Raw genomic sequence first — 25543 nt, 5'->3', positions numbered from 1 at the left:
TATGCCACGCAAGGGCCCCGCACCCAAGCGTCCGCTGATCAACGACCCGGTCTACGGTTCGCCGCTGGTCACTCAGCTGGTCAACAAGATCCTGCTGGACGGCAAGAAGTCCACCGCCGAGCGCATCGTCTACGGTGCGCTGGAGCAGGCGCGCGAGAAGACCGGCACCGATCCGGTCGTCACCCTCAAGCGCGCGCTGGACAACGTGAAGCCGTCGCTGGAGGTGAAGCCCCGCCGCGTCGGTGGCGCCACCTACCAGGTCCCGGTCGAGGTCCGTCCGGGCCGCGCCAACACTCTGGCCCTGCGCTGGCTGGTCAACTTCTCGCGTGCGCGCCGGGAGAAGACCATGGTCGAGCGTCTGGCCAACGAACTGCTCGACGCCAGCAACGGCCTCGGCGCCTCGGTCAAGCGCCGTGAGGACACCCACAAGATGGCCGAGTCCAACCGGGCCTTCGCGCACTACCGCTGGTGACGTCTGCCCGGCCCGTCGTCTGGGTCGGGAGGCACAGCCGGAGGCGGCACTCACCGGCCGCTTCCGGCGTTGACATAGAGGCGACCACAGGGTCGTCCCCGATAATCCCAACTAGCTACGAGCGGGGAAGATTTCCGTGGCACAGGACGTGCTCACCGACCTGAACAAGGTCCGCAACATCGGCATCATGGCCCACATCGATGCGGGCAAGACGACCACAACTGAACGCATCCTCTTCTACACCGGCATCACCTACAAGATCGGTGAGGTCCACGACGGCGCTGCCACGATGGACTGGATGGAGCAGGAGCAGGAGCGTGGTATCACCATCACCTCCGCGGCTACCACGTGCTTCTGGAACGACAACCAGATCAACATCATCGACACCCCCGGGCACGTCGACTTCACCGTGGAGGTGGAGCGGTCGCTGCGCGTGCTCGACGGCGCCGTCGCGGTGTTCGACGGCAAGGAAGGCGTCGAGCCGCAGTCCGAGCAGGTGTGGCGTCAGGCGGACAAGTACGACGTGCCGCGGATCTGCTTCGTCAACAAGATGGACAAGCTCGGTGCGGACTTCTACTTCACCGTGCAGACCATCAAGGACCGCCTCGGCGCGAAGCCGCTGGTCATCCAGCTGCCGATCGGCGCGGAGGACACCTTCGAGGGCATCGTCGACCTGGTCGAGAACAACGCCAAGGTCTGGCGCGGCGAGACCAAGCTCGGTGAGCAGTACGAGGTCGTCGAGATCCCGGACGAGCTGAAGGAGAGGGCCGAGCAGTACCGCCAGGAACTGCTGGAGACCGTCGCCGAGTCGGACGAGGCGCTGCTGGAGAAGTTCTTCGGCGGCGAAGAGCTGACCATCGAGGAGATCAAGGGCGCCATCCGCAAGCTGACGGTGACCTCCGAGCTCTACCCGGTGCTGTGTGGCTCGGCGTTCAAGAACAAGGGCGTGCAGCCCATGCTCGACGCGGTCATCGACTACCTGCCCTCGCCGCTGGACGTGGAGGCCACCACCGGCCACGTGCCCGGCAAGGAAGAGGAACTGCTCACCCGCAAGCCGAGCGCCGACGAGCCGTTCGCGGCGCTGGCGTTCAAGATCGCGGTGCACCCGTTCTTCGGCAAGCTGACCTACGTCCGCGTGTACTCCGGCAAGGTCGACTCCGGCGCCCAGGTCATCAACTCGACCAAGGGCAAGAAGGAGCGTCTGGGCAAGCTGTTCCAGATGCACTCCAACAAGGAGAACCCGGTCGGCGCGGCCTCGGCCGGTCACATCTACGCGGTCATCGGCCTCAAGGACACCACCACCGGTGACACCCTGTGCGATCCGCAGAACCAGATCGTGCTCGAGTCCATGACCTTCCCGGACCCGGTCATCGAGGTCTCCATCGAGCCGAAGACCAAGTCCGACCAGGAGAAGCTGGGCACCGCGATCCAGCGTCTCTCCGAAGAGGACCCGACCTTCTCGGTCAAGCTCGACCAGGAGACCGGCCAGACCGTCATCGGCGGTATGGGCGAGCTGCACCTCGACATCCTGGTCGACCGCATGAAGCGCGAGTTCAAGGTCGAGGCGAACGTCGGTAAGCCGCAGGTGGCCTACCGCGAGACGATCACCAAGCCGGTCGAGAAGCTCGAGTTCACGCACAAGAAGCAGACCGGTGGTTCCGGCCAGTTCGCGAAGGTGATCATCGCGCTGGCGCCGTTCGTCGGCGAGGACGGCGCGCACTACGAGTTCGAGAACAAGGTCACCGGTGGCCGCGTGCCGAAGGAGTACATCCCTTCGGTGGATGCCGGTGCCCAGGACGCCATGCAGTACGGTGTGCTCGCCGGCTACCCGCTGGTGAACCTGAAGGTCACGCTGCTCGACGGCGCCTACCACGACGTCGACTCGTCGGAAATGGCGTTCAAGATCGCGGGCGCGCAAGCGCTCAAGGAAGCGGCTCGCAAGGCCGGTCCGGTGATCCTCGAGCCGATGATGGCGGTCGAGGTCACGACGCCCGAGGACTACATGGGCGACGTGATCGGCGACCTGAACTCCCGCCGTGGTCAGATCCAGGCCATGGAGGAACGCAGTGGTGCCCGTGTCGTCAAGGCGCTGGTTCCGCTCTCGGAGATGTTCGGTTACATCGGTGACCTGCGGTCGAAGACCCAGGGCCGGGCGAACTACTCCATGGTGTTCGACTCGTACGCGGAGGTTCCGGCCAACGTGTCGAAGGAGATCATCGCCAAGGCGACCGGCGAGTAATGGCTCCCGGGCGTTTGTAAACCCTTTCCCCGTTGTCCGCGGGGATGACCCCCGCACTGCTGCAATTGCACGCACCAACAAGTCCAGGAGGACAAAGAAGTGGCGAAGGCGAAGTTCGAGCGGACGAAGCCGCACGTCAACATCGGCACCATCGGTCACGTCGACCACGGCAAGACCACGCTGACTGCAGCGATCACGAAGGTGCTGGCTGACAAGTACCCGGATCTGAACGAGAGCTTCGCGTTCGATCAGATCGACAAGGCGCCCGAGGAGAAGGCTCGTGGTATCACGATCAACATCTCCCACGTCGAGTACCAGACCGAGAAGCGCCACTACGCGCACGTCGACGCCCCGGGTCACGCCGACTACATCAAGAACATGATCACCGGTGCGGCGCAGATGGACGGTGCCATCCTCGTGGTCGCCGCCACCGACGGCCCGATGCCGCAGACCCGTGAGCACGTGCTGCTCGCCCGTCAGGTCGGCGTGCCCTACATCCTGGTCGCGCTGAACAAGGCCGACATGGTCGACGACGAGGAGATCCTCGAGCTCGTCGAGATGGAGGTCCGCGAGCTGCTGGCTTCGCAGGAGTTCGACGAGGACGCGCCGGTCGTGCGGGTCTCCGGTCTGAAGGCGCTCGAGGGCGACCCGAAGTGGGCGGAGTCGGTGCTGGAGCTGATGGCCGCGGTCGACGAGTCGATCCCGGACCCGGTTCGTGAGACCGACAAGCCGTTCCTGATGCCGATCGAGGACGTCTTCACCATCACCGGTCGTGGCACCGTGGTCACCGGTCGTGTCGAGCGTGGCGTGATCAACGTGAACGAGGAAGTCGAGATCGTCGGCATCCGCGAGAAGACCACCAAGACCACCGTCACCGGTGTCGAGATGTTCCGCAAGCTGCTGGACCAGGGCCAGGCGGGCGACAACGTCGGTCTGCTGGTTCGTGGTCTGAAGCGTGAGGACGTGGAGCGCGGCCAGGTCGTCGTGAAGCCGGGCACCACCACCCCGCACACCGAGTTCGAGGGCCAGGCGTACATCCTGTCGAAGGACGAGGGCGGCCGCCACACCCCGTTCTTCAACAACTACCGTCCGCAGTTCTACTTCCGTACGACTGACGTGACGGGCGTTGTGACCCTGCCCGAGGGCACCGAGATGGTCATGCCCGGTGACAACACCGAGATGTCCGTCAAGCTGATCCAGCCGGTCGCCATGGACGAGGGTCTGCGCTTCGCGATCCGCGAGGGTGGCCGCACCGTCGGCGCCGGTCGCGTCACGAAGATCATCAAGTGATTCGCTGAATCGCTGAGAACGGCGCCGCTCCGAAAGGGGCGGCGCCGTTCGCGTTTCTGGGGCTCCTATTCCAGCGGATCTGACATCCGAGGTAGTGTGGATGTCATGAGCGCTGCCTACGACGTTGTCCCTTTCAGCGACTTACTGCACAAGCCCGCGGTGACCGCGAAGCTCTTGGACGACGTGCGCGCATTGCGGCTGCGTCGGCGCGATGCCGACGATCTGGCACTCATGCGGGTATCGCAGATGGATGCCGAGGGCATAGTTGTCGATTTCACGGCGCGACTGCTCGCGGGTCTGGTGCGTCGGCTGGGCGCGGAGGCCGTGCGGGATGTCCTGCCGGACGCTGTTCCTTGGGTGACCTTCCTTCCGGCAGGGGATCTCGATCAGTTTCTCGATGAATTGGTCGCGGTAGCGCGGGGTGCGGCGGCCTTGGAGAACCTCGCTCCACTGGCCACGCTGCTGGCACAGTGGCGGCACACAGCTGAGATCTATGCCGACCCGGCGCTCTTGGCAATTCTGACTCGTGAGCCGGAAGGCGATCTCGGGCCGGTCCCGGTGCCGGAGTCGGAAGAGTCGGCCGGATGAGTCCGAAGCGGGGCGATCGCGTCGCGCCCCCTGCGGTCGGCGAAGAATTCGAAGTCCGTTTCGCGACTACCGAAGCCTGTACCGGTTGGGAGCATTTGGCGCAGCACGCGGCTGCCAACCTGCGTCGGGCGTTCGACGCGATCCGAGCGAATCCGAGGGCATCGGCGAACCCGGAGCGGCAGCATCGTCTCAAGGGTTCGATGGGATCGGCGGTGTGGAAGGGCGCCACTATCGAGCGCTGGCAGTACAAAGTCACCAGTGGGGGCAGAGTCTGGTACTTGATCGACGACGATCATCGGACCATCTGGATAACGTACGCCGGAACCGGCCATCCGAAGGCCACGGAATAGCGTTGGATGTTGCAGCGGCGGGTGCTCAGCAGGCATAAGCACGGCCGACGGCCGGTTCGCGCTCCGTCTGCGGGAGTTCGCGCAGGCAGCCGAGCGGGACGACGCCCTCGCTGCTCAGTTGCACGCCCGTGCCCTGGGCGGGGTGCACGCAGGTGAGGCCGGTCGTCGCGATGCGGCAGGCGTAGTCGCCGAAGGTGATGGTGCTGTCGTACGGCAAGGTCCGGCCATGACCGTTGATGAAAAGCCCTGGATCGCCGCGGAATTGGCCCACCGTCAACCGGTGCCCCGTGTAGGTCACGTATCCGCCGAACCATTGGCCGTAGCCCTCGCCCGGCGCGGGCACCGGTTCCTTCAGTTCGACCGTGCAGTCGAACCCGTCCATTCCCAGCGCTGTCCCCGTGACGCAACTGATCTTGCTGGTAGGGCTGACGAACGCGATATCGTCCCGCAGGTCGGTCACCGGACCGCCCTCGATCCGGGCCGAATGGAAGCCGGCGAGATCAACCGGCGTACCTTGCCGAACCCAAGCGATCCGATCTCCGAGTTCCCCGCCCTTCTCCGGTGCCGCCGTCGCCCGCGGCGACGACGCCGTCTGCGACGCCCCTGCTACCGGCTGCGGCCTTCCCGCCGTGGTCTGCGCGCAGCCGCCCAGCAGCAGCACCAAGCTCATCGCAACCATCCACCGCATGCTGCTCACAATATCGCTGCCTCTCAACGAAATTCACCTTCGCGAGCCGGACGCTCACACACCGGCTGCTCGTACGACTGTGCGGTGGTGATTACGGGGGTGTGGGGGAGTCCGCGGTGGTGACGAGCAGGCGGTGCAGTACCTGCGCGGGCGGTGCGGCCTCTGCGGCGTTGAGGACTACGTCGGTGAATGCCTCGGCCAGAGCAGCGGCGGGGTGGAATCGCCCGCGATCGAAGCTGCGGCCGCTCAACTGCGACCGCCATTCCTGGAAGCCGGACACCGTGCGATTCAACGAGCCCTTGTCCTCCGGGTTCAGTTGCGGCATATACGCCCCGACCAGCACGCGCTGTGCGGCGGCGCGAGCGCGAAAGCCGCCTGCTCCGTCGAGCGCTCTGCCGAGCTCGCGCACGATCGACGAATACACGGGCCGTCTCGCGCATCCGGGGGCGAGCATGCCCGCGTTGTCGGCTGTGGTGACGGTCTGCTGTAAACGCTCCGGGTCGGTGGCAACGGCCACCGCCAGCACGATGCGTGCGGTGAGCATCTCCTCGGACGCGACCGAGGAGCGCTTCTCCAGTGAATCAGGAGCGTTCTCGGAGTCGCCAGGTGTCGCGCCCGAATCCCATTCCAGCTGTGTTGTTTCGCCGCTCGCCAGTTCTTCGATCCCGATGGCGCGCAGGGCGATCTGCGGGTATCGCGGCAGCACGTCGTCCACTGCGGCGACGATCTCGGTCAGTACCTGGACCGCGACGCCCGGGGTCTCGAAACCGAAGGCGCGCACGCCGTGGCGCTCGGCGAGTTCCCGGGCGAGGCGGGCTGCGACCGACTCGGCGGAGGCGTCCACTTTCCGGTTTGCTTTCTCGTCCTTCTGATCCGGTCGTGCGGGAGGGCGGCCCGGCGCGCGCGGCGGCGAACCGGGTGTCCCCGCGTCCGGGGCGGAAACCCTCGGCGGACGCGCTGTGATGGGCCTGGACCATGGCGTACTCGGAGCCGTGGCGCCGGTCTGCTTCGCCACGCCGGCCCGGGGCGTCACGGCGGTCTGATTCGTGGCGGCAGGCTTCGTCCACGGGGAAGACGGCCGATTGCCCTGCGTGGGACGCGTGGATGCGGTTTCTGCCCGATGAGCGGGTTGCGCGCTGGAACCGGGTGTATGCGGCTGTTCGGTGCCGCGGTGGTCACGGCCGGGCGGATTCCCCTCGGTCCCGCCCGGCTGCTGCCTCGGGCTCGAACCGTCCTCAGGCGTGCCGGGAGTACCGGCAGGGGCGCTCGACAAGTCAGGTGACCGAGCGGTCGCAGGCGCGGTGACGGGCGTTCGGTGGGCCGGCGGGGCCGCCGTCGCGGCCGCGGTGGGCAGAGGGGATCCTGCGTATGGCTGCGCGGCAGTAGGTACGTCCGTAGCGTTCGGGCCGAGCTGGTGGGTGGGGGTGACCTGCTCTCCCAGCGGGATCGATACCGGATCTTTCTGGAACGCGTCGGCAGTGTCACGGATACGCTGCCCGACGGACCGATCGTGATTCTCGAAGTTTTCCGCGAGGTTGCGCAGATCGGTGCCTGCCTGCTGGAGCACCTCGACGAGGCTGTTCAAGTCGGCCATCGTTCGTTTGTGCTCCGGAACGTAGGATTCGGCGAACGCGCGGCCGGCGTCGTCCTTGCCCCAAGGCTCGCCTTCCTCGGCCAAGGCCGCGCGCAGTTTTCGCACGGTGGCCGCCACGTCCGCCCCGATCAGGTCGAACTGCGGCGCGTGCTCCCGCAGTCGATCCGGATCGACCGAAAATGTTTCGCCCACACCGTCTCCCTATGTACTTGCAGATATTGTCCCGGAACCGCTGGTCGCATACCCGCCTGTGGTGAGACTCCCGCCGCCGGGCCGGGACCGCGTGACGGTTGCCCCAGAAAGCGCCGTCTGGTCAATCGGCCCGGTGTGGGATAACGAAGCTACTTTCGGCGCAGTACTTTCGGATTACTTGCAATCTCGACTGTCCGTCGCGCTGGGTATGGCCAGCATTCCCTTACCGGCCGCATTCCCACTATTGGGAATGGTGGATGCGGTTCGATATGTCTGAATGATCTCGCAGCGAATGTGAGGGTGCCGGGAGGCAGGCTGCGATGGATGCTAGCAGTTTGCTGGCCGAGGTGCCTTCGGCTGTGCGCGAATTGGTCCTCGGCCACTGGCCGGAGACCGACATCGATGGAATGCGTCGTAACGGGGACGCGTACCTGGTGGCTGCCGGTGAGTTGAACGACTCCGCCGACCGATACGAGGGCGAGGCCGGGCGTACCGAGCAAGCCGTGCAAGGCGCCACATCGACAGCCCTGGCCGACCGCCACCGTGTCGTCGTGAAATCCATGCGCGATCAGGCAGCGGTGTGCCAGAGCTTGGGAAAGCAGTGCCACGACGTCGCTGATTCTAGTGTGCAAACGCAGCATCTGCTGATCGCGATGGGGATCGCTCTCGCCGCCCAATTGGCCTACGATGCTCTGCTGTTCTTCCAGGGTGGGGGCGCGAAGGCGCTGATCGACCGGATCGAGGCCGAGCAGGCGATGGCCGCCGCGGCCGCGAGACTCACCGCGGAGGTGGGCGAACGAGCGGTAGCGGGCGCTGCGCAGCGGGCTGCGCTGCACGGCGCGGTGCACGCGGCGAAAGTCGGTCTTCTGACCAGTGCCGCGATCAGCGGCGGCGCACAGCTGTGGGACCTGAAAGACGGCGTGCGCGACAAGTTCGACGTGGGCGCCTTCCTGGAAATGCTCCTCGGCGGTGTGGTCGGTGGTGTGGCGGGTGCGGAGGTCGGCCGCAGACTCGCGCCGCGCGTGCTGGGCTGGGCGCGCGGCCGAGCGATCAGTCAGCGCGGTCGGCTCGCTGCCCATATGGGCGGCACGATGTTGCTCGGCGGCGCGGGCGGTGTGACCGGTGGTCTGGCAGGCGCGGTGCCGTCGGTGTTGATCCACATGGACGAGATCCACAGCCTCGGTGACCTGTTCAAGATGGTTCGCGAAGCCGCGATCACCGGCTTCGGCAGCGGGTTCGTCGGCGCGGCGGGTAGTGCGATCCGAGTCCACACCGCAGGCCGTAACGCGGTGCGTTCGGAAGGTGACGCCCCTCGACTCGGTCTGCGCCACTGGGAATTCGCCTCACGCATCAATGAGCTGTTGAGTTCCGGTGAACCACCGCGAGTGGAGACCATCGAACGATTCAGCACCGAGGGCAAGTCGGCGAGAGTGGTAGAGCGGCTCGTCTTCCACGACGGCACCGAAGTGATCCACAAGGTGGTTTCCGATCCGCTGCACGCACACGCGGAATTCCTGAGCTCGCTGGTCGGCGACGCGGTGGGCGCACGGGTGCCCGCGGTGCACGTGATCGGCGACCACGTCTACATGGAGGTGGTGCCCGGCACGGTGGCGGCGGACACGTATCCGCGAAGCGCGTTCCCGCAGGACGTCGTCAGCGGTCCTGCCGGAATGCGCCAAGGTGTCATGGACGTGCTGATACGCATACCCGACCGCAATGGCGACAACTGGATGGTGGATCCGGACGGCAACGTATGGGGGATCGACCACAGTCGCGCGTTCGAGAACTTCACCGACGCGCAGTATTCCGTCGGCCCCTTCGCGGAGAACTTCCTGCGTTACGGGGACACCAACGAGATCTTGTGGAACGACCACGCTCTCACCCGCCCGGAGTTGCTGGAGATCCGGCAGCGTGTCGAAGAGTTGAGCCCGGTGTTCTACGCCGCGGGTCATCGGGACTGGTACGACGGCATGCTCCAGCGAATGACCGCGTTGGAGGAACATGCCGCGGGTGGTGGTGACGCCGGGCGTGGGGTTCTGCCGCCTGTGTCACCGCAGTCTCCCGGCTCGGCACCGGGAATCACCCCTGGTGACGGCCGGGCGGTGTCGGTCACGCCGCGACAAGACCGGCCGCCCGGCGCTGACGCATCTGCGGGCAACGGGAGGCCACCCACACCGCGCGGCGAAGTCGACGGCTCGGCGGTCGCGCCACGAGGCCGCCGGGACCAGCCGCCGGCGCTACCACGGAATGCGGATGGTCCGCTCGTCCGGCAGGAGGAACTGACGCCGCGGGTCCCGGTCGACGAGACGTCGGATGGACGGCCGGTCCGGGACGATTCGCGTGTTCCGGACGAGTCGAGGCCGCGTCCTCCGGTCGCTGAGGCAGATCCGGCCGGGCGGCAGTCGGCAGCGGATGAGGCTCCGGCGACACACGAAGAGCCGACGCCCCACACGCGGACCGACGAACCGACGTATGACGGCCCGCCGACACGACCGCAGCCGCGCGTCCAGCCGCATGAGCAATCGGCGAGCCAGGACCGGTACACGCTCGCGGGTGCGCCACCGCCGGCCGGACTCACCGGGCACTACCGCCATCCCGAGGGTGGCTACGTCGACGTGGTGCTGACCGGCCCTGAGGGCGCGCGGATTCCGCTGCGACTGATTCCCGGCCAGGAATACGTTTTCGGACGCGGCCAAGGCGCGCTGCTGGAGCAGGTCGCGAACGATCGGGTGTCACGCCGCCACGCGACGCTCAAGGTGGACGATCAAGGCCACGTCCTGCTCCGCGACGAGAATTCGATGAACGGCACCTTCGTCGACGGCAAGCAATTGGCGGGCGGGCAATGGGTTCGCATCTACGACGGGCAAGAGCTGCTGCTGAGCCGAGACCTCGAACTGGGGGTGACATTCGAGCGGCAGACAGCCGAAGTCCGGTTGTTCGGCGACGACGGGCCCACGTTCACGCTGCATCGTGGCCGAGAAGTGGAGCTCGGTCGCGGCCTCATACACCCTGAGGCGACCGGCCGAATCACTGTGTCGGGCCGCCACGCGACCATGGGCATGGACGAGGACGGCCGCGTGTGGATCCGGGATGCGGGCTCCACCAACGGCACCCGGGTGAACGGCGACCTGCTGGCCGAAGGCGAGAAGCGCACTTTGGCACCGGGCGATGCCGTGCGATTCGGCGGCTACCGCGGGGAGGCGCAGTTCATTCCGCTGGACGCCGCGCTGGACGCCAGCCCGGTGCACGTGCGGTTCGGCGTCGGGACGGACGCGACATCCGTGCGGCTGGAACCCGGTAGGCCGGTCATCATCGGCACCGGCGAGAGTTCGCCCTTCGCATCCCAGTTGCGTGGCGTCCGCGGCATCGGGGAGCAGCACGCGACGCTCGGGCTGGACCACGACGGTCGTCTGTGGATCAGAGACCACCGGGGGTCGGAAGGGGTATGGATCAACGGGGACAGGATCGCTCCGAACCAGAGGGTGACACTGTCCGAAGGCGACAACGTGGGACTCGGCCCGGACTATGTCGGGACCGCTCGTATCGGCAGCGAGGAGCCTCCGCAACTTCCGCCCGCCGAGCTGCGCTTCGAGCAGCGCAGACAGAAGCTCCCCATCCGCCTCGAACCCGGCCAGGAGGTTTCCGTCGATGTCAGTGCGCTGAACGGCCACGCGATGGTGATCGGCAGGCCGGGACGGCAGGTGATCGTCGGACGTGACCTGGATGGCGGCATCTGGGTGCTCGATCGGGTTCACGACAGCTGGAACCCGGTGCGGGTCAACGACGAGATCGTGCCGGAGGGCCAGAAACGCTACCTGAACGCCGAGGACGAGGTGAAGTTCGGGGACGTGTCGACACGGCTGCGATTCGGCGAGGAACCGCCGCTGGAGCTGCGGTTGTCCGACGACGCAAACGTGCCTCCGCTGACATTGCGGCGTGGTGAACAGGTCGTGCTCGGGCGCGGGACCGACTCCCCGCTGGCGGACCAGTTGACCGACACCTCGGTATCCCGCCGCCATGCCGTCATCTACCGCGACGAGTACGGAACTCTGTGGTTGCGCGACGAACACTCCACGCGGGGAACGTGGGTCGACAACATCAAGGTCGATCCCGATCAAGGGCCGGTTCGGCTTCGTTCCGGCGATCAGGTCCGGCTCGGTGACTGGATCGGCGCCGCCCGTTTCGAGGACGGTTATGGTCAGGCCCCTCCGCGCCCGTTGGCGGTGAAGCTCAACAACTCATACGGCGACGTGTCGCTGGATCTGGTGCGCGGTGGCGAACCGGTCCTGCTCGGGCGGGACGGGACGGGGATACCCAGCGGGCTTTCGCGCGCCGACCGGATCTCGCGCAGGCACGCCAGTATCGGCACCTACCCCTCCGGCCGCGTTTGGATCCGCGATGAAGGATCTACACACCACACCTACGTCAACGGCGAAGAGATCGCACCCGGCACGAAGGTCATGCTGCATCCGGGGGATCAGGTTCGCCTGGCCGATGTGTACGAATTCACTGTCGCTTATCCTCCCGCCGACGGTGGCGCATTCGTCAACATCATCGACCAGACACCTGAGACCTGGCAGATGGTGAAAGATCTCGCCCGCGTGCCCAGCCATATCTACGCGAGGGTCAGCGAGCATATGAACGCCGTAGCCGGTGGCGGAATCGTCATAGGTAATCGCCCCCTACTCCAGTTGCCCGGTACCGAGAGCCTGGTAGGCAGTACCCCATACGGACGCAAGGCCGGAACGAGCTGGAACACCGTCCAGGGCGTGTACATGGGTGGACCGCGCCGGCTGGTGATCAACTCCGGCGGGCGCAGCGGCAGCGAGAACGTAGTCTTCCACGAGTTCGGGCATGCGGCCGACGCGGCGTACGGTACCGGTGGAAGATGGCTCAGCGACACCCAGGAGTGGCGCGACCTGCACGCGTCGATGCTTCAATCCATCGGGAAAAACCATAAGTGGAACGATTACTACAACCGTCGCTGCGAGGCTTTCGCCGAAGCATTCACGGCCTGGATGCACGGCGATATCAAGCAGCTTCGCAAGTTCGCCCTCGACAACGACCAGATCGCCCATCAGTTGAAGGATTACTTTGACCGCGTATTCGGATGACACGAGCCCACCCATGCTGGCAGAAGACGGCGTGACCATCCTGCTGCCGCTGCGTGGCCAGACCGAGGACGGCGTCTTCTACAGCGGTTTCGAGGAGTTCCACCCCGGCGACCCTGGCTACGAAGAAATGCTGCCTGTCGCTCGGGAGAACCCGGTCGCGGAGAAGGAAGAGCCGCAGCGGCCGGTCGATACCGATACCTTGAGCCGCATCCTCCGTGAGGCGGGTTTGGACGGCCCGACCGGCGAAGACGACTAGCGAGCGCTGCGGTCCTGCAGGAACCACCCAGAGGTGGCCGACAACTACGTTCAGTGCCGGCCGACGAAGTCACGGATGAGGGCGCCGGTGCCGTCGGGCTCTTCGACCATGGGTGTGTGGCCACAGTCGAGGCTTTCGATCCGGAGGCCCGGTACGCGGCGGTAGTCCTCGTAAGAGCCCGGCTGCCATCGCTTGTCCTGAGAGCCGTAGAGCACCATGGCCGGAATGCCGAGGTCGGTGAGCCGGTCCGGTTCGGACCGTTCCCGCAGGTAGTCGTCCGACGCGGTGGAGGTCGCGGTGAGACTGCGGTAGGTCATGCCCCGCAGGTCGGCGACGAACTGGTCGGGGATCCGCACGTCCCGGGTGAACGCGGAACTCATGGCTTGCCGGAGAACGACATCCGGGAGCAGCGGCCACAGCGGCTGTCCGATCGCAGGAACGAACAGTAGGTTGCCGACCGGACCGCTGCCGGTGACGGCGTCCAGGCGGGGACCGGAGTCGATCAGCATGATCGCCGACACCAGGTCGTGGCGCTGTTCGGCCAGCGAGGTGGCCACGTAGCCGCCGGAAGAATGCCCGACGACGATCGCCTGTCGTACGCCCAGCTGGTCGAGCACGGCCCCCACTCGGCTCGCCTGTTCGGACGTGCTGTAGCCGCTGTCGGGTTTATCGGACTTGCCGTGGCCGAGCAGGTCGATACGCACGACGTACCGGTCCCGCAAGGCGGGCAGCACCGGATCCCAATAGGCGGTCGAGGCGCCCAGTCCGTGCAGCAGCACCACCGCGCGAGCGCCCGGCGTTCCGTCGGCGACGACGTGGATGTCTCCGCCCGGAAGATGAACCATGTGCTCGTGCGAATCGTCGGTCTCGGCGTTCGCCGCGCCGGTCGTATAGCCGGTGGCCACGGCGACCAGGACGGTGGCGATCAGCAGCCCGATATTGCGCCACCGATTCGGTCTCGCGGCGGTAGTGGTTTCGTCCACGGTTGCTCCTTCGATTGGTTGGGACACCACCACGTTCTGGCACGACAGCGGGCCGCGTATTGAAGAAATGTCAGCGTGCGCGGCTGCTCATACAATCGACGTGTGCCTTGGGACATCGCGCGACCGGCGCGGCCACCCGCCCTGCGCGGCGTCGACATGGCCGGATTCCATGTGCACGGGGACGGCCCCGAGCAGGTGCGTGTCATTCCACATCCGGCGGTCACGGTGATCGTCGAGTTCGGCGAGTGCGGCTTCGAGGTCCGCGACTCGACGGGCCGTAGCCATTCGGGCAGTCTGACGCTCGGCCTCGCCGGCACCGCGCTTCCGGTCCGTGTCGACGCCGTCGAATGCGTCCAGATTCGCCTGGAACCGGTTGTCGCCCAAGCGATTCTAGGCCTTCCTCCCACCGAGCTGGGCGGAAGCATCATCGGCCTGGACGACCTCTGGGGCCGTGAGGCGGGGTGGCTGCGCGAGCGCCTGCACGAGACGCCGAGCTGGCCCGACCGGTTCGCCCTGGTCGACACCGCGCTGTCCGCGCGGTCCCGGCACGGCCAGCGCGTCGACCCTGAGGTCGCCTGGGCATGGCGGCAAATCAAACTCAGCCGCGGCCGTTTCCGCGTCGAGCACCTCGCCGCCGAGCTGGGCTGGAGCCGCCAACGACTGTGGTCACGCTTCGGCACGCAAATCGGCCTGACCCCCAAACGCGCCGCCAAACTTGTCCGCTTCGACCACGCCGTCCACCGCCTCGTGCAAGGACATTCCCCGTCCCGAGTAGCAGCCGACACCGGCTACGCCGACCAATCCCACTTCCACCGCGACATCCGCGAATTCACCGGCATATCCCCCACCGCCGCAGCCACCGAACCCTGGCTCACAATCGACGACCGAGCCTGGCCGTCGACGATCGCGACGTAATTCGGCACGATACCGCCCGGATACTCCTGGCCCCGCGAAAACGGATGGGCGGCGAAGGGAATCGCCCTCGCGGCCGATACCGACATAGCTGGTCGCGGGCACAGCGCTGCCGCGCCGATCACGTTGGCGGGGCAGCGCTGTGGAGGTGCCTGACCTCGGTCTCGAAACCGGAGGTTCAGTGGAGAATCGGGAAGTTGGCGCGGAATACACCGTGTGGGTCGCGGGCCTGCTTGAGCTTTCGCAATCGGTCCAAGGTGCCGGTGTCGAAAACCTCCGCGACACTGTCGCCGGCGGACAGGACGGTGTACGGTTTGCGGCCGCTGACTCGCGCGCCCAGATCGGCGATGATGCGCTTCTGAGTGGCGAGTACCGCGGCAACGGTGTCGGGATCCGAGCCGGTGGCCTGCAGAGACAGTGCGTAGGGCTCCGCGAACGGCGGAACCGCGCCCCGGGTGGGCTCGGCGAGCGCACCTCCCAACTGCCGGAGCTGGATGCCCATCAGCGGATCCATCGGTGCGTGCAGCAGAATTTCGGCGGCGGACTCGTCCAGTGCGGTCAGCAGTTCGGTTCGCAGCAGTCCGGGGCCTGGGGCGGTGGGCTCGTTGACGATGGCGCCCAACTCGGCCGGGGACAATTCCCGGCGCGTGTCAGCGAGGATGCCGTCGATCGTGTCCAGCCGTCGCAGCAGGTCCCGTCCGCGCGCCGGTTCGCCCAGGTAGGCGGCGGCGATCGCGATCACCGGCGGAGCCTGCGGCAGTTCCAGCCGATTGAGCCAGACCGTGAGTTCGGCCGGTGCGTGATCGGTGATGTCCTGGAAGGCCGCACGGACCGCCTCGGTCTGCGCGGCCGGCCAGGCGATCAGGCCACCGAACAAGGCCGGAGCCGCGAACAGATCGAACTCCACCGCCGTCACCAGTGCGAAATCCCCGCCGCCGCCGCACAGTGCCCAGAACAGCTCCGGGTCGGATTCCGCGGTGACCCTGGCCTGACGACCGTCGGCATCGACGATGTCGAAGGCCCGGACGCTATCGGCCGCCCAACCGTATTTGCGGCCGAACCACGACAATCCGCCACCGAGGGTATAGCCGACAACGCTGACCACCGGGGAGCTTCCGGCCAGCCCGGTCAAGCCGTGCCGGGCGGCCGCCGCCTGCACGTGCCCCCAATTGGTCCCCGCACCGACGCGGGCACGTCGCCGGGCCGGATCCACCTCGATCCGATCGAGTCGGCGCGTGCGCACCAGGATGGCGCCGGCGGTATCACCGGAAGCGCCGTGGCCGTTGGGCTGCGCGGTCACCGACAGGCCCGCGTCGCGCGCGTAGCCGACCACAGCGGCCATATCCTCCGCGTCTTCGACGTGCACGACGGCCGCTACCGGCTGGTCGATATTGAGGTTCCACGGGGTCCGTGCCGTATCGAACGCTTCGTCACCCGGCAGCAGTACCCGTCCGCGCACGGCGGATCGCAATGTGTTGTGTGACATGTAGATTCCCTTCGCTACAGAAATGTTCACCGCGTCGTGCCCGAGCCGATGGATCGAGCCTGGTTCCGGGTGGCCGGGTCGGTTGCCGGGGAGATGGGTGTGGACATCGGAAAGGCCGCTTCGATATGGGCGGCGGCCGTCAGCGCGCGGCGCTCGGCGAATGGGGCGGTGATCAACTGGACACCGATGGGAAGACCCTCGGCTGAGACGCCCGCTGGGACCGTGACCGCGGGCAGGGCCAGGTAGTTGGCGGCGATCGTGAGGCGATGCGCCGCGTACATGGTCGCGACTTGTGCGGTGCCGCCGAGGTCGTAGCCGACCGGCCAGGGCAGTTCGTCCGAGACCGGGCCGAGCACGATCGGATGCTCCGCGAGGAAGCGGGACCAGGCCGCGCGGCGGGTGAGGCGCTCACCCAGCGCGGTCATGTAGCCCGCCAGATCCAGCGGCGGGAACAGGTCGATCGCCGCGTCCACGAAGGTGTTCAGTCCGGCGCTGCCGACTCGCCGCATGGCTTCGCGGCGCTGGACCACCACCTCGGTGGAAACCAATCGACCGTAGTCCGCCGCCACCTCGCCCAATTGCGGCGGATCCAGTTCGGCTACCGGATACCCCGCGCGTTCGAGGGCGTCGGCGCAGCCGAGCAGCGCTGCCCGCACCTGCGGATCGATATCGTCACCGAGTGCGACGGCGACTGCGGGCAGGGCGGGATCGGTCGCGTCACGCACTGGAATCCATCCGGGATCGCGCAGGTCAGCGCTGTCGCTGAGTACCTCGAAGGCAGTCGTCAGATCGCGCACGGTGCGCGCCAACGGCCCCGGCGCCGCGAACAATTGATTCGTCGGCGCGGGTGCGGCCCCGGACAGGCTCGAGGCCACCGCCACCCGGCCGGGTGTGGTGCGCAGGGAGGCGACTCCGCAGAACGCGGCGGGTACGCGCAGTGAACCGCCGAAGTCGGTGCCCAGGCCTAGGGGGGTCATGCCCGTGGCTACCGCTGCGGCGTCACCGCCGCTGGAACCGCCCGGGCTGCGAGTCGGGTTCCACGGATTCACCGTCGGGCCCGCCTCGTCGTTGTCGGTGTGCCAGCGAGTGGCGAAGTCCGGCATGTTCGTTCGCCCGATGACGATCGCCCCGGCTCGCCGCAGTGCGGACACCGCGGGTGCGTCCGCTGTCGCGACGGCCTGCCCGAAGGCCGCCACGCCCCAGGTGGTCGGGCTGCCCGCGACATCGAGGTTGTTCTTGATGGTGACCGGGACCCCGTGCAGCGGCCCCGTCGGCGCCCTGCGGTCGGCCGCGGCCGCCTCGGCGCGCGCGGATTCGCTGAATACCGTGGTGAGCGCGCCGATCTCGGAGTCGGCCTGCTCGATGCGCTCGAGATGCGACTCGACGACCTGGGCCGCGGTGACCGCGCCCTCGGCGATCAGCGTCGCGAGCGAGACCGCGTCCCGCGTCCACAGTGCGCCGTCCTGGCCGGTGTTCACAATGCCTCCTGTTCGGCGAATACCGCTGCGCTGTGCGGTGTTCGACTGTCGTCGATGGATTTGCCGACGGTGATGAAGAAGAGGATCAGCCCGACGGCCAGCAGGATGTGGCCCACGCCCGCGCCGAGCGCGATCGCCTCACCACTGCTCTTGCCCAGCACGGTGAGGGTGCCGTGCAGCGTCATGGACGCGACGGTGATGGCCAGGCCGATGTTGTACAGCCAGAAGAACCAGCCGTACAGGCTTCCCCGGGCGCTGAGCGTGAACTGCTTCTCCGAGGCCAGCACGATGAGGAAGAACAGCATGCCCAGCGCCAGCACGTGGGTGTGCACGACACCGAGCTGCGACTGCCCGGTGAAGTGTTCGACCTTGGTGATCTCGCGGTAGTAGAACCCGGAGATCAGGCCGATGATCATGTAGATGTGCGCGGTATTGAGCAGTGTCTTCATCGGGCGCTCAGCGATTTTCCCGGCGCAGCAGCAGCGCGCCGGCGGCGGCCACCAGGCCTGCGGTGAGACCGTGCACGCTCAGGGCGGTCGCGGTGGAGCCGCGCCGCACCAGGATGGTGAGCATATCGCCGGTCGGGATGAGGGCGATGGTGAGCAGGGTCGCGCCGAGGGTGCGGCGCTGCCCGGCCGCGAGCAGGACCAGCATGATCAGACCGATGACCACATCGCGGATGCCTTTGACGTTCAGAAAGCCGTTGGCCTCGCCGCGCGGCCAGTCGGTGAAGCCGAACCCCGGGGCCATTCGCTGCGGGGCGAGCAGATAACCGCCGCCGACGGAGATGATGAATCCGGCTCCCAGTACGGCGCCGGCCCTACCGAGACGTTCGCCGAGTCGGCGGGAACCACGCACGGAAACAACTGTTTCCGTATTCGAAGGAACTGACATGAGCACTCCTGGATCGGTGGGATACGTGTCCCGAGCATCCAGTGCCGCCCGTACCGTTCGCTGACAGCCGTTGTCAGCGAACGGTACGCAGCAGTTCGAGCACCGCCTCGTCCGAAAGCCGGGCGCCCGCGAGGAATTCCGCGCCCAGGCGAACGGGCCCGAGCGCCGCTTCCGCTTGGTCGAGCGCCCGCCGCCGGAACGGGCCGATGCGGATCACCCCGGCCCTCCGGTTGATCCGGTCGGTTGCGCCGAGAATGCGGGCCGCCTGGTCCGGGGCGTCCTTCGCCAGAGCAACGAGGGCGTAACCGATACCGACCTCGGCCAGCAGCGCCGCCGAGGTCTGGGCGGCCAGATCGCGGGGCATGGCCAGCTCTCGCAGCGCGTCGTCCGGCCGGCCCGCCGCGACCAGGGCCGCCGCGTGCGCGGTGCTCACGAAGGCCAGGTTCACGAAGCGGACGGTATCGTGGCGTCCTGCTGGTGGCGGGCCGTCGGGGAGCGGATGCTCGGACATCCGCCGGTACAGTTCCATCGCGCGGTCGTTGTCGCCGCGCAGGTGGGCCAGGTGCGCCTGCGTCGCCGCCAAGAAGCGCCCAGGCGCGGGGATGATGTGCGGGGTGATCACGGCCTCGGCCTGGTCGATATAGGTTGCCGCGACCTCGGTATCGCCGCCGACCAGGTGCATCTCCGCCGCGAAGAGCAGCACGCCCATGCGCTCACCGGCGCCCAGGTCGGCGCTGAGCAGTTCCAGCGCGCTCGCGATCAGCGGGCGGGCGCTGTCCAGGCCGAGCATCCGGGTCCGGTAGCTGGCCAGGGAGATCAGGGCGCGGCTGTGTGACCGGGCGTCGCCGTGCGCGCTCAGGCAGGTCAGCGCCGCCTCCAGAGTGGGCAGGGCGCGGGCCGGGTGGTCGCCGCCCAGTTCATCGAAACCTTTTGCTATCAGCGCATTACCGCGTAGCCATGGATCATCGGAGGTGGTGCACGCGGTCAACAGGCTGTCGTCGTCGCCGAGTAGGTCACGCAGCGCCAGTATGAGCACGAACATCGGGTGCGGAGGTCGATCCTCGGTGAGGGCCGCGCGGGTCAGCCGCTCGAATTGTCCCGTGTCATCTCGGATCTGGCCCCACCAGATGTTGGTGAAGTACGCCGGCAGCTCCTCGGCGTACCGGCAGGCCAGATAGGCCCCGGTGCACCCCGGCGGCGGTGTGTCGTCGATCAGGGCGAGGACCTCGCGGCGGCGTTCGGAGATGTCGCCATGCAACCCGCGCAGCAGCCAATACCAGACGAGATTCGAGTACAGGCGAACCGCGCGCTCGCCGTCGCCGACGTCCAACGCCCACCGCAGTGCGGTCTCGCAATTGCCGTGTTCGGCGATCAGCCGCGCGAGCCAATCGGGTTGTGCGGTAGTGCGTAATCCGTGGGCGGCGGCGTCAGCGAATTCCGAGAAGCAGTCGGCATGGATGCGGGCGACTTCGTCCGCATCGCCTGCGGCGGTCAATTCCGCTGTCGCATAGGCGCGGATGGTCTCCGCCATTCGATAGCGCTGTCCATCGAAGTCGACCAACGACTTCGTCACCAGTGAGGTGACCGTGTCGATGGCGTCCGGACCACACACCGAAGTAACGGCGTCCAAGGTCGCTCCGCCGGCGAAGATCGAAAAACGCCGGGCTGCCGCGGCTTCCGCATCGGTGAGCAGTCCCCAGCTCCAGGCGACGGCCGCGTGCAAGGTGCGATGGCGCGGGACCGCGTGGCGAGTGCTGTTGGTGAGCAGCCGGAAGCGATCGGTGAGCCGGGCGCTGAGGTCCGGTAGCGGCAGGCTCCGCAGGCGAGCGGCGGCGAGTTCGATAGCCAGCGGCATGCCGTCCAGGCTGCGCACGATGGCGCGGATATCCGCGGAATTGAGCTCGGACAGCGCGAAATCCGGGAGTGCCGCGGTGGCGCGGTCGATGAACAGCCGGACCGCGGGCGATGCGGTGATCGCCGCGATATCCGAGTCGGCTTCGGGCAGGTCCAAGGTCCGGACCGGATACAGTCGCTCGCCGTCCACGCCGATCGGCTCCCGGCTCGTGGTGAGCACCCGCAGCAGGGGCAGCCGCTGCAACAGATCGTGAATCAGGCGCGCGGTCGCCTCCACGACATGCTCGCAGTTGTCCAGTACCAACAGCATTCGGCGGCCGGACAGCATCCGCTCCAGTACATCGGCCCATTCCGTGGACAGTTCATCGGGTCGCTCGAACTGAGCGAGCGCGTTCGCTATCGCCACTCCGACTGCGTTCATGGCCGGCCGGCCGGGCCGCTCCCGCTCGAGTGCGGCGAGTTCGACGAAAGCGAAACCGTCCGCCCAGTCCTCGGCGTGCGCCCCGACCGTCTCGGCGGCCAGCCGGGTCTTCCCCACGCCCCCGGTACCCGACAGTGTCACCAGTCGGGCCTCGCGCAGCGCCCGTCGCACTCCTTCCACGTCGCGTCCGCGTCCGACGAAGCTGGTGAACCGCCTGGGCAGCAGCGGTGCGGATGCGCCGCTGGTTCGCGATGCTTCCGTAACTCCCGTCGGAGCCGATCCGGACGCCGTCTCGATCGCAGGTTCGTCGACTGCGGGATTACGGGGTGCGTTCGTGTGAATTTCGGCCAGGGCCGAGCGCAGGACTTCGGCGGGTGTCGTGCCGAGTTCGTCCAGTAACAGGGTCTCGGTTCGCTGAAACTGTTGTATCGCCTCGGAGGTTCGTCCCGCTGCCGCGAGCGCCCGCACCAGTCGTGCGGCCAGCGTCTCCCGGAACGGATGTGCCGCTACCTCCGTGCGGAGCTCACCCAATACCTCGCCGCCTCGGCCCAAGGCTCGAAAGGCGTCCGCTCGCAGTTCGACCGCCTCGAGCCGCTGTTCGGTCAAATGCAGTGCAGCGACCCGCAACGCCTCCGATTCTCCCGCATCGATCAGCGGCTCCCCGCGCCACAAGGCGAGCGCGGCATCGAAGCACGCGATGGCTCGTTCGGGCTCACCGGCCGCCAGCAATGCCCGCCCTGCCTCGACCTCACGCCCGAACCGATGCACATCGACGTCCTCGGGCGTGAGCTCGAGCACATACCCGCCCCCGTCATTCCGCACCGTGCCCGGTGCCGCCGCGCGCAACCGACTCGCCAGAGTCTGCAACGCATTCCCGGCCCCCGCCGGCGGGTTCTCCCCCCACACCCCGTCCACCAGCCGCGCCGCCGGCACCACTCGCCCGGCTTCGAGCGCCAGCAACCCCAGCAACGCCCGCACCCGCGGCCCCCCGACCGACGCCTTCCTCCCGTCCGCGGCCACCACCCGCACCGGACCCAATAGCTCTACCAGCATGAATCGTCCATCTCGCGATCGATCCTGCGTGGCGCCCCGACCTCTCGTCAACCCGGGCGAACCTGGGACCTCGCCGCATTGCGGCTATCGAACCGCCTCGGGCGGAAGCGGGCAGATCGGCGCGCGTGACGTGATGCCGCGCCCACGGATTTCGCTACCGCGTACCCGATCGGGTGCTTGCTCGGTGTGTATTCGGCACAGACATCGGGCAGGATATTTCTAACCTGGTGAAGTGCTATCGGTGGTTTCCGCGCGGCACTGTGACGTGAGGCTTGACGGCGAATGAGTGACGAAACGGAACCGATTCCGGTCGTGGTTCCCCGGTCCGGTGGACGTCATGCTCGGCCGGAAACGCCTGTCGAAGGGGTTCGCGAGGTGTCCGCGGAGGCGACCGACCCTGCCGAGGGCCCCACCGACCGGTATGTGCCGGTGCGGCCCACCCGCCGCGATCGGACCGCGCAGTCGTCGTGGCAGGCCAGGGTCGCACGGACCGCCCTTCGCCTGGTCGTTGCCGCTACCTCGGTGGTCGTTGTATCGGGCACCGGATTCGCCTACTACACCGAGCGCGCCGTCGATGACGGGTTCGCCCGGTCCGGGGCTATCAGTTCCGAAGACGCCGCCGCGCTCGACGGCGACATGAACATCCTGCTCATCGGACTGGACACCCGCAAAGACCGCAACGGCAACGACCTACCCAAAGAAATCATGGACCGGTTGCACGCCGGCGACGGCAGCGAGGGCGGCTACAACGCCAATTCCCTCATCCTGGTACACATTCCGAAGGATCTGAAGAAGATCACCGCCTTCTCCATCCCGCGCGACGACTACGTCGCGGTCACCGGGATCCCCGGCTACGACCACGCCAAGATCAAGGAAGCCTACGGGCTGAAGAAGGTGGCGGTCGAGCAGAAGCTCGCCAACCAGGGCGTCAAAGACAAGGTCGAACTGGAACGCCAGGGCCGCGAGGCCGGCCGCGAATCCATCGTGCAGACCGTGAAGGCACTGACGGGAGTACCGATCAACCGGTTCGCCGAGGTCTCCCTCGTCGGCTTCTACGACCTGGCCGCCATTCTCGGCGGCGTCGATGTCTGTCTCAATCACGCCGTCGACGACGAGTACTACTCCGGCGCGGTGTTCCCGGCCGGACCCCAGCACCTCGATGCCGCCAACGCGCTGTCGTTCGTCCGGCAACGTCACGAACTCGACAACGGCGACCTCGACAGGACCCACCGCCAGCAGGCGTTCCTCACCTCGGTCGCCAAACAACTCGCGGAGTCCGGCACACTCACCAACATCGGCAAACTGCAGCAATTGATCAACGCCGCACAGAACGATGTGGTGCTCTCCCAAGGCTGGAACGTGCTCGACTTCGCGCAGACCATGGGAAAGGCGGGTTCGATTCCGATCGAATTCCAGACCTTGCCGGTGCAGGGCTACCAGACCATCGACGGCCAAGACGTCAACGTCATCGATCCGGCCGCCATCAGAAAGACGGTGCGCACGGCGTTCGGCGTGCAGGCAGCCACGCCCACCGCACTCACGACCACACCCACCAGTACCGTCGACGTCGTCAACGCGGGCGGACCGGCAGGTATGGCCGCCAGAGTATCGACAGTGTTGGCCGACAAGGGATTCGGCAAAGGAAACATCGGCAACGCCGCCTCCACCGATGGTTCCGGCTCGGTCGTCTATTACGGCACAGGCGCCGACACCGACGCCACCCAGGCCGCGAACTTGCTCGGCGGGCTACCGACAGCCGCGTCCAAGAATATCGACCCCGGCCACATCGAGATCGTGATCGGCAGCGACTTCACCATGCCCGACGAATTGAGTGCGGGCACACCGACGAGCTCCACCACACCGACCGGCACAGCCTCGTCCACCGGTGCCACCACCTCCACACCCGCCGCCGCGCCACCCGACTCCGGTAAACCCGTCACCACCAGCATCGGATCCAACATCCCTTGCGTCGACTGAGGTTGCCGCCGTGGACGCCTCCGGCCCGGCCTGGTCGGTGCGAATCAAGGAACTGGAGAGTGAGTCCGCGATCGTCCGGCAGGCCGCGAAGTTCCTGAGCGAGGACAAACCGCGCCCAAGGGATCTGCCCGGCGATCGAACGTCTCGTCGATTCCGGGGCGTCGGTGGACAGGTGTTGCCGGGTCCTCGGAGTTTTCCCGGGATCAGCGCGTCTTGCTAGCTCGGCGAGCCGGCCGACTGCGCCCCCATTCCGCGTTCAGGGTGTTCGCAGGAGCGTGGACACGATCTCGGCCGCACCGATGAATTCTGGGTGGATCCGTCGTCGTTACCTCTGGATACACCGACAGCGGTGGGTCAAAGCAGAAGCAAACGATCCGGACAGTGATCCGGCCGGTTGAGCGGGAGGCACAGTGAGCGGTACCAGGGTATTGGTGGCGGGGGCGAGTATCGCGGGGCCCGCGTTGGCCCACTGGCTGCGCCGGCGAGGGGCCGAGGTGACCGTGGTGGAGCGGGTCCCCGAACTGCGTCCCGGTGGACAGGCGGTGGACGCGCGTGGGGTGACCAAGGAGGTCATCCGGCGGATGGGACTGGACGCGGCGGTGCGCGCGGCCTGCACTGAGACCGCAGGCGCGCACACCGTGGACGTGGACGGGAACGTGCTGGAGACCTACCGCGCGGACGACGATGGCGGCGACGGGTACATCTCGGAGATCGAGATCCTGCGCGGGGACCTGTCCCAGGTGCTCTACGACGACACCCGCGACGGTGTCGAGTACGTCTTCGGTGATCGGATCGCCGAGCTCACCCAGGACGCGGACGGGGTCGACGTGGCCTTCGCGGGTGGCGACCGGCGGCGCTTCGAGCTGGTGGTCGGCGCGGACGGGCTGCACTCGGCGCTGCGAGCGATGGTCTTCGGGCCGCGCGAGCGGTTCGTTCGCCACCTCGGGCACGTGCTGGCTTTCTACAGCGTGCCCAACGAGTTCGGACTGGACCGCTGGCTGATCGACTACCAGGAGTCCGGCCGCTCCGCCGGGCTGCGGCCGATCCAGGACGCCACCCGGGCGATGGCCATGTTTTCCTTCCCCTTGAGGGACTTCGATGTCGACTACCGCGACGTCGCGGCCCAGAAGCGCCTGCTGCGTGAGCGGATGGCCGGCATGGGCTGGTTGACCCCGCGCATCCTCGCGCACCTGGACGACACCCCCGACTTCTACCTCGACCAGGTCGCCCAGGTGGTGATGGACCGCTGGTCGAGCGGACGGGTGGCTCTGCTCGGGGACGCCGCGTTCAGCTCGTCACCGATGTCCGGTCAGGGCACCGGGCTGGCCCTGGTCGGCGCCTACCTGCTGGCCGGAGAGCTGGCCGCCGCCGGGTGGGACCCGGAGGCCGGGTTCGCCCGCTACGAGGCGCGGATGCGCTCGTTTGTCGAGGCCAACCAAGAGATCGCCCAGTTGAACGCCCGCAGCCGCGACGTTCCCGGGCCGGACGCCGAGCCGAGCCCCGATTTCACCGGGGAGTGGTTCTCCGAGTTGGTCGAGCGCGCGATCAACGGCGTCGAGCTGCCCGACTACACCGGGGTGCCGGACTCCGGGGCCACAGCCGGACCCATCACTTTGTCGGCAAAGCCGTAGGTGTCACATAACGTGTCGAGAGGGACGACGCTTCGGTAGGCCACCCGACTACGTCCGCTCATGCCGCATAC

General features: G+C 67.3%; 18 protein-coding genes. 10 read left to right on the top strand and 8 right to left on the bottom strand.

Annotated features, from left to right (window positions below):
• The first annotated feature begins 1 nt into the window (after position 1).
• The 5 genes from rpsG to ABZ824_RS35415 all read left to right on the top strand — a co-directional run bounded on the left by rpsG (position 2) and on the right by ABZ824_RS35415 (position 4939).
• The gene (gene rpsG / locus ABZ824_RS35435) at positions 2–472 is read left to right on the top strand and encodes a 30S ribosomal protein S7 (RefSeq protein ID WP_014353063.1); all 471 of its coding nucleotides are present in this window, start codon (positions 2–4) and stop codon (positions 470–472) included.
• 136 nt (positions 473–608) lie between these two features.
• Positions 609–2711, top strand: coding sequence for an elongation factor G (gene fusA / locus ABZ824_RS35430; RefSeq protein ID WP_355080017.1), 2103 nt, complete (start codon positions 609–611; stop codon positions 2709–2711).
• A gap of 99 nt (positions 2712–2810) precedes the next feature.
• Positions 2811–4001 (top strand): elongation factor Tu, encoded by a 1191-nt coding sequence (gene tuf, locus ABZ824_RS35425; protein ID WP_067809956.1) that lies wholly within the window; start codon positions 2811–2813, stop codon positions 3999–4001.
• A 105-nt stretch (positions 4002–4106) separates the two neighbouring features.
• Positions 4107–4589, top strand: a complete 483-nt coding sequence (locus ABZ824_RS35420) for a hypothetical protein (protein ID WP_356968728.1) — start codon at positions 4107–4109, stop codon at positions 4587–4589.
• Positions 4586–4939 carry a hypothetical protein gene (locus ABZ824_RS35415; protein ID WP_356968726.1) on the top strand — a complete coding sequence of 118 codons (354 nt, stop codon included), beginning with the start codon at positions 4586–4588 and terminating at the stop codon, positions 4937–4939. The genes ABZ824_RS35420 and ABZ824_RS35415 overlap by 4 nt, the downstream gene beginning before the upstream one ends.
• Before the next feature lie 25 nt (positions 4940–4964).
• Here the strand turns inward: ABZ824_RS35415 and ABZ824_RS35410 are convergent, their stop codons facing one another.
• Positions 4965–5627, bottom strand: a complete 663-nt coding sequence (locus ABZ824_RS35410; RefSeq protein ID WP_356968724.1) for a hypothetical protein — start codon at positions 5625–5627, stop codon at positions 4965–4967.
• Positions 5628–5718: 91 nt separating this feature from the next.
• The gene (locus ABZ824_RS35405; RefSeq protein ID WP_356968722.1) at positions 5719–7413 is read right to left on the bottom strand and encodes a WXG100 family type VII secretion target; all 1695 of its coding nucleotides are present in this window, start codon (positions 7411–7413) and stop codon (positions 5719–5721) included.
• Between the two features lie 320 nt (positions 7414–7733).
• Between ABZ824_RS35405 and ABZ824_RS35400 the strand changes: the two genes are divergently transcribed.
• Both ABZ824_RS35400 and ABZ824_RS35395 read left to right on the top strand, forming a co-directional pair.
• The gene (locus ABZ824_RS35400) at positions 7734–12527 is read left to right on the top strand and encodes an FHA domain-containing protein (RefSeq protein WP_356968720.1); all 4794 of its coding nucleotides are present in this window, start codon (positions 7734–7736) and stop codon (positions 12525–12527) included.
• Positions 12528–12540: 13 nt separating this feature from the next.
• Positions 12541–12783 (top strand): hypothetical protein, encoded by a 243-nt coding sequence (locus ABZ824_RS35395; RefSeq protein ID WP_356968718.1) that lies wholly within the window; start codon positions 12541–12543, stop codon positions 12781–12783.
• A 50-nt stretch (positions 12784–12833) separates the two neighbouring features.
• Here the strand turns inward: ABZ824_RS35395 and ABZ824_RS35390 are convergent, their stop codons facing one another.
• Positions 12834–13766 (bottom strand): alpha/beta hydrolase, encoded by a 933-nt coding sequence (locus ABZ824_RS35390; RefSeq protein WP_356968717.1) that lies wholly within the window; start codon positions 13764–13766, stop codon positions 12834–12836.
• Between the two features lie 102 nt (positions 13767–13868).
• Here ABZ824_RS35390 and ABZ824_RS35385 point away from each other — a divergent pair, with 102 nt between their 5' ends.
• Positions 13869–14681: a helix-turn-helix domain-containing protein gene (locus ABZ824_RS35385; protein WP_356968715.1), complete on the top strand. Its 813-nt coding sequence runs from the start codon at positions 13869–13871 to the stop codon at positions 14679–14681.
• A gap of 175 nt (positions 14682–14856) precedes the next feature.
• Here the strand turns inward: ABZ824_RS35385 and ABZ824_RS35380 are convergent, their stop codons facing one another.
• From ABZ824_RS35380 to ABZ824_RS35360, 5 genes are all read right to left on the bottom strand, one after another.
• The gene (locus ABZ824_RS35380; protein ID WP_356968713.1) at positions 14857–16164 is read right to left on the bottom strand and encodes an FAD-binding oxidoreductase; all 1308 of its coding nucleotides are present in this window, start codon (positions 16162–16164) and stop codon (positions 14857–14859) included.
• A 26-nt stretch (positions 16165–16190) separates the two neighbouring features.
• On the bottom strand, positions 16191–17642 hold the full coding sequence (locus ABZ824_RS35375; RefSeq protein WP_356968711.1) for an amidase family protein: 1452 nt from the start codon (positions 17640–17642) through the stop codon (positions 16191–16193).
• Entirely contained in the window at positions 17639–18091 is a 453-nt protein-coding gene (locus ABZ824_RS35370) for a DUF2871 domain-containing protein (RefSeq protein ID WP_356968709.1), read from the bottom strand. Before ABZ824_RS35370 ends, ABZ824_RS35375 begins: the two co-directional genes overlap by 4 nt.
• 7 nt (positions 18092–18098) lie before the next feature.
• Entirely contained in the window at positions 18099–18536 is a 438-nt protein-coding gene (locus tag ABZ824_RS35365; RefSeq protein WP_356968707.1) for a DUF4267 domain-containing protein, read from the bottom strand.
• A 73-nt stretch (positions 18537–18609) separates the two neighbouring features.
• Positions 18610–21864 (bottom strand): BTAD domain-containing putative transcriptional regulator, encoded by a 3255-nt coding sequence (locus tag ABZ824_RS35360; protein WP_356968705.1) that lies wholly within the window; start codon positions 21862–21864, stop codon positions 18610–18612.
• Positions 21865–22239: 375 nt separating this feature from the next.
• On the opposite strand from ABZ824_RS35360, the gene ABZ824_RS35355 reads away from it, so the two are divergent.
• Together ABZ824_RS35355 and ABZ824_RS35350 are read left to right on the top strand one after the other, a co-directional pair.
• The gene (locus ABZ824_RS35355; protein ID WP_356968703.1) at positions 22240–23841 is read left to right on the top strand and encodes an LCP family protein; all 1602 of its coding nucleotides are present in this window, start codon (positions 22240–22242) and stop codon (positions 23839–23841) included.
• 410 nt (positions 23842–24251) lie between these two features.
• On the top strand, positions 24252–25472 hold the full coding sequence (locus ABZ824_RS35350) for an FAD-dependent monooxygenase (RefSeq protein WP_356968701.1): 1221 nt from the start codon (positions 24252–24254) through the stop codon (positions 25470–25472).
• Positions 25473–25543 lie beyond the last annotated feature (71 nt).

Source organism: Nocardia sp. NPDC047038, assembly GCF_040644075.1.
GTDB lineage: Bacteria > Actinomycetota > Actinomycetes > Mycobacteriales > Mycobacteriaceae > Nocardia > Nocardia sichangensis.
The sequence above is the reverse complement of the archived record's forward strand: the minus strand, read 5'-3'. Positions and strand labels throughout refer to the sequence as shown.

Bases quoted from the DNA above. Each gene is read 5' to 3' on its own strand.
- rpsG (WP_014353063.1), top strand. From the start codon at position 2: ATGCCACGCAAGGGCCCCGCACCCAAGCGTCCGCTGATCAACGACCCG.
- ABZ824_RS35420 (WP_356968728.1), top strand. From the start codon at position 4,107: ATGAGCGCTGCCTACGACGTTGTCCCTTTCAGCGACTTACTGCACAAG.
- ABZ824_RS35415 (WP_356968726.1), top strand. From the start codon at position 4,586: ATGAGTCCGAAGCGGGGCGATCGCGTCGCGCCCCCTGCGGTCGGCGAA.
- ABZ824_RS35410 (WP_356968724.1), bottom strand. From the start codon at position 5,627: ATGCGGTGGATGGTTGCGATGAGCTTGGTGCTGCTGCTGGGCGGCTGC.
- ABZ824_RS35400 (WP_356968720.1), top strand. From the start codon at position 7,734: ATGGATGCTAGCAGTTTGCTGGCCGAGGTGCCTTCGGCTGTGCGCGAA.
- ABZ824_RS35395 (WP_356968718.1), top strand. From the start codon at position 12,541: ATGCTGGCAGAAGACGGCGTGACCATCCTGCTGCCGCTGCGTGGCCAG.
- ABZ824_RS35380 (WP_356968713.1), bottom strand. From the start codon at position 16,164: ATGTCACACAACACATTGCGATCCGCCGTGCGCGGACGGGTACTGCTG.
- ABZ824_RS35370 (WP_356968709.1), bottom strand. From the start codon at position 18,091: ATGAAGACACTGCTCAATACCGCGCACATCTACATGATCATCGGCCTG.
- ABZ824_RS35365 (WP_356968707.1), bottom strand. From the start codon at position 18,536: ATGTCAGTTCCTTCGAATACGGAAACAGTTGTTTCCGTGCGTGGTTCC.
- ABZ824_RS35360 (WP_356968705.1), bottom strand. From the start codon at position 21,864: ATGCTGGTAGAGCTATTGGGTCCGGTGCGGGTGGTGGCCGCGGACGGG.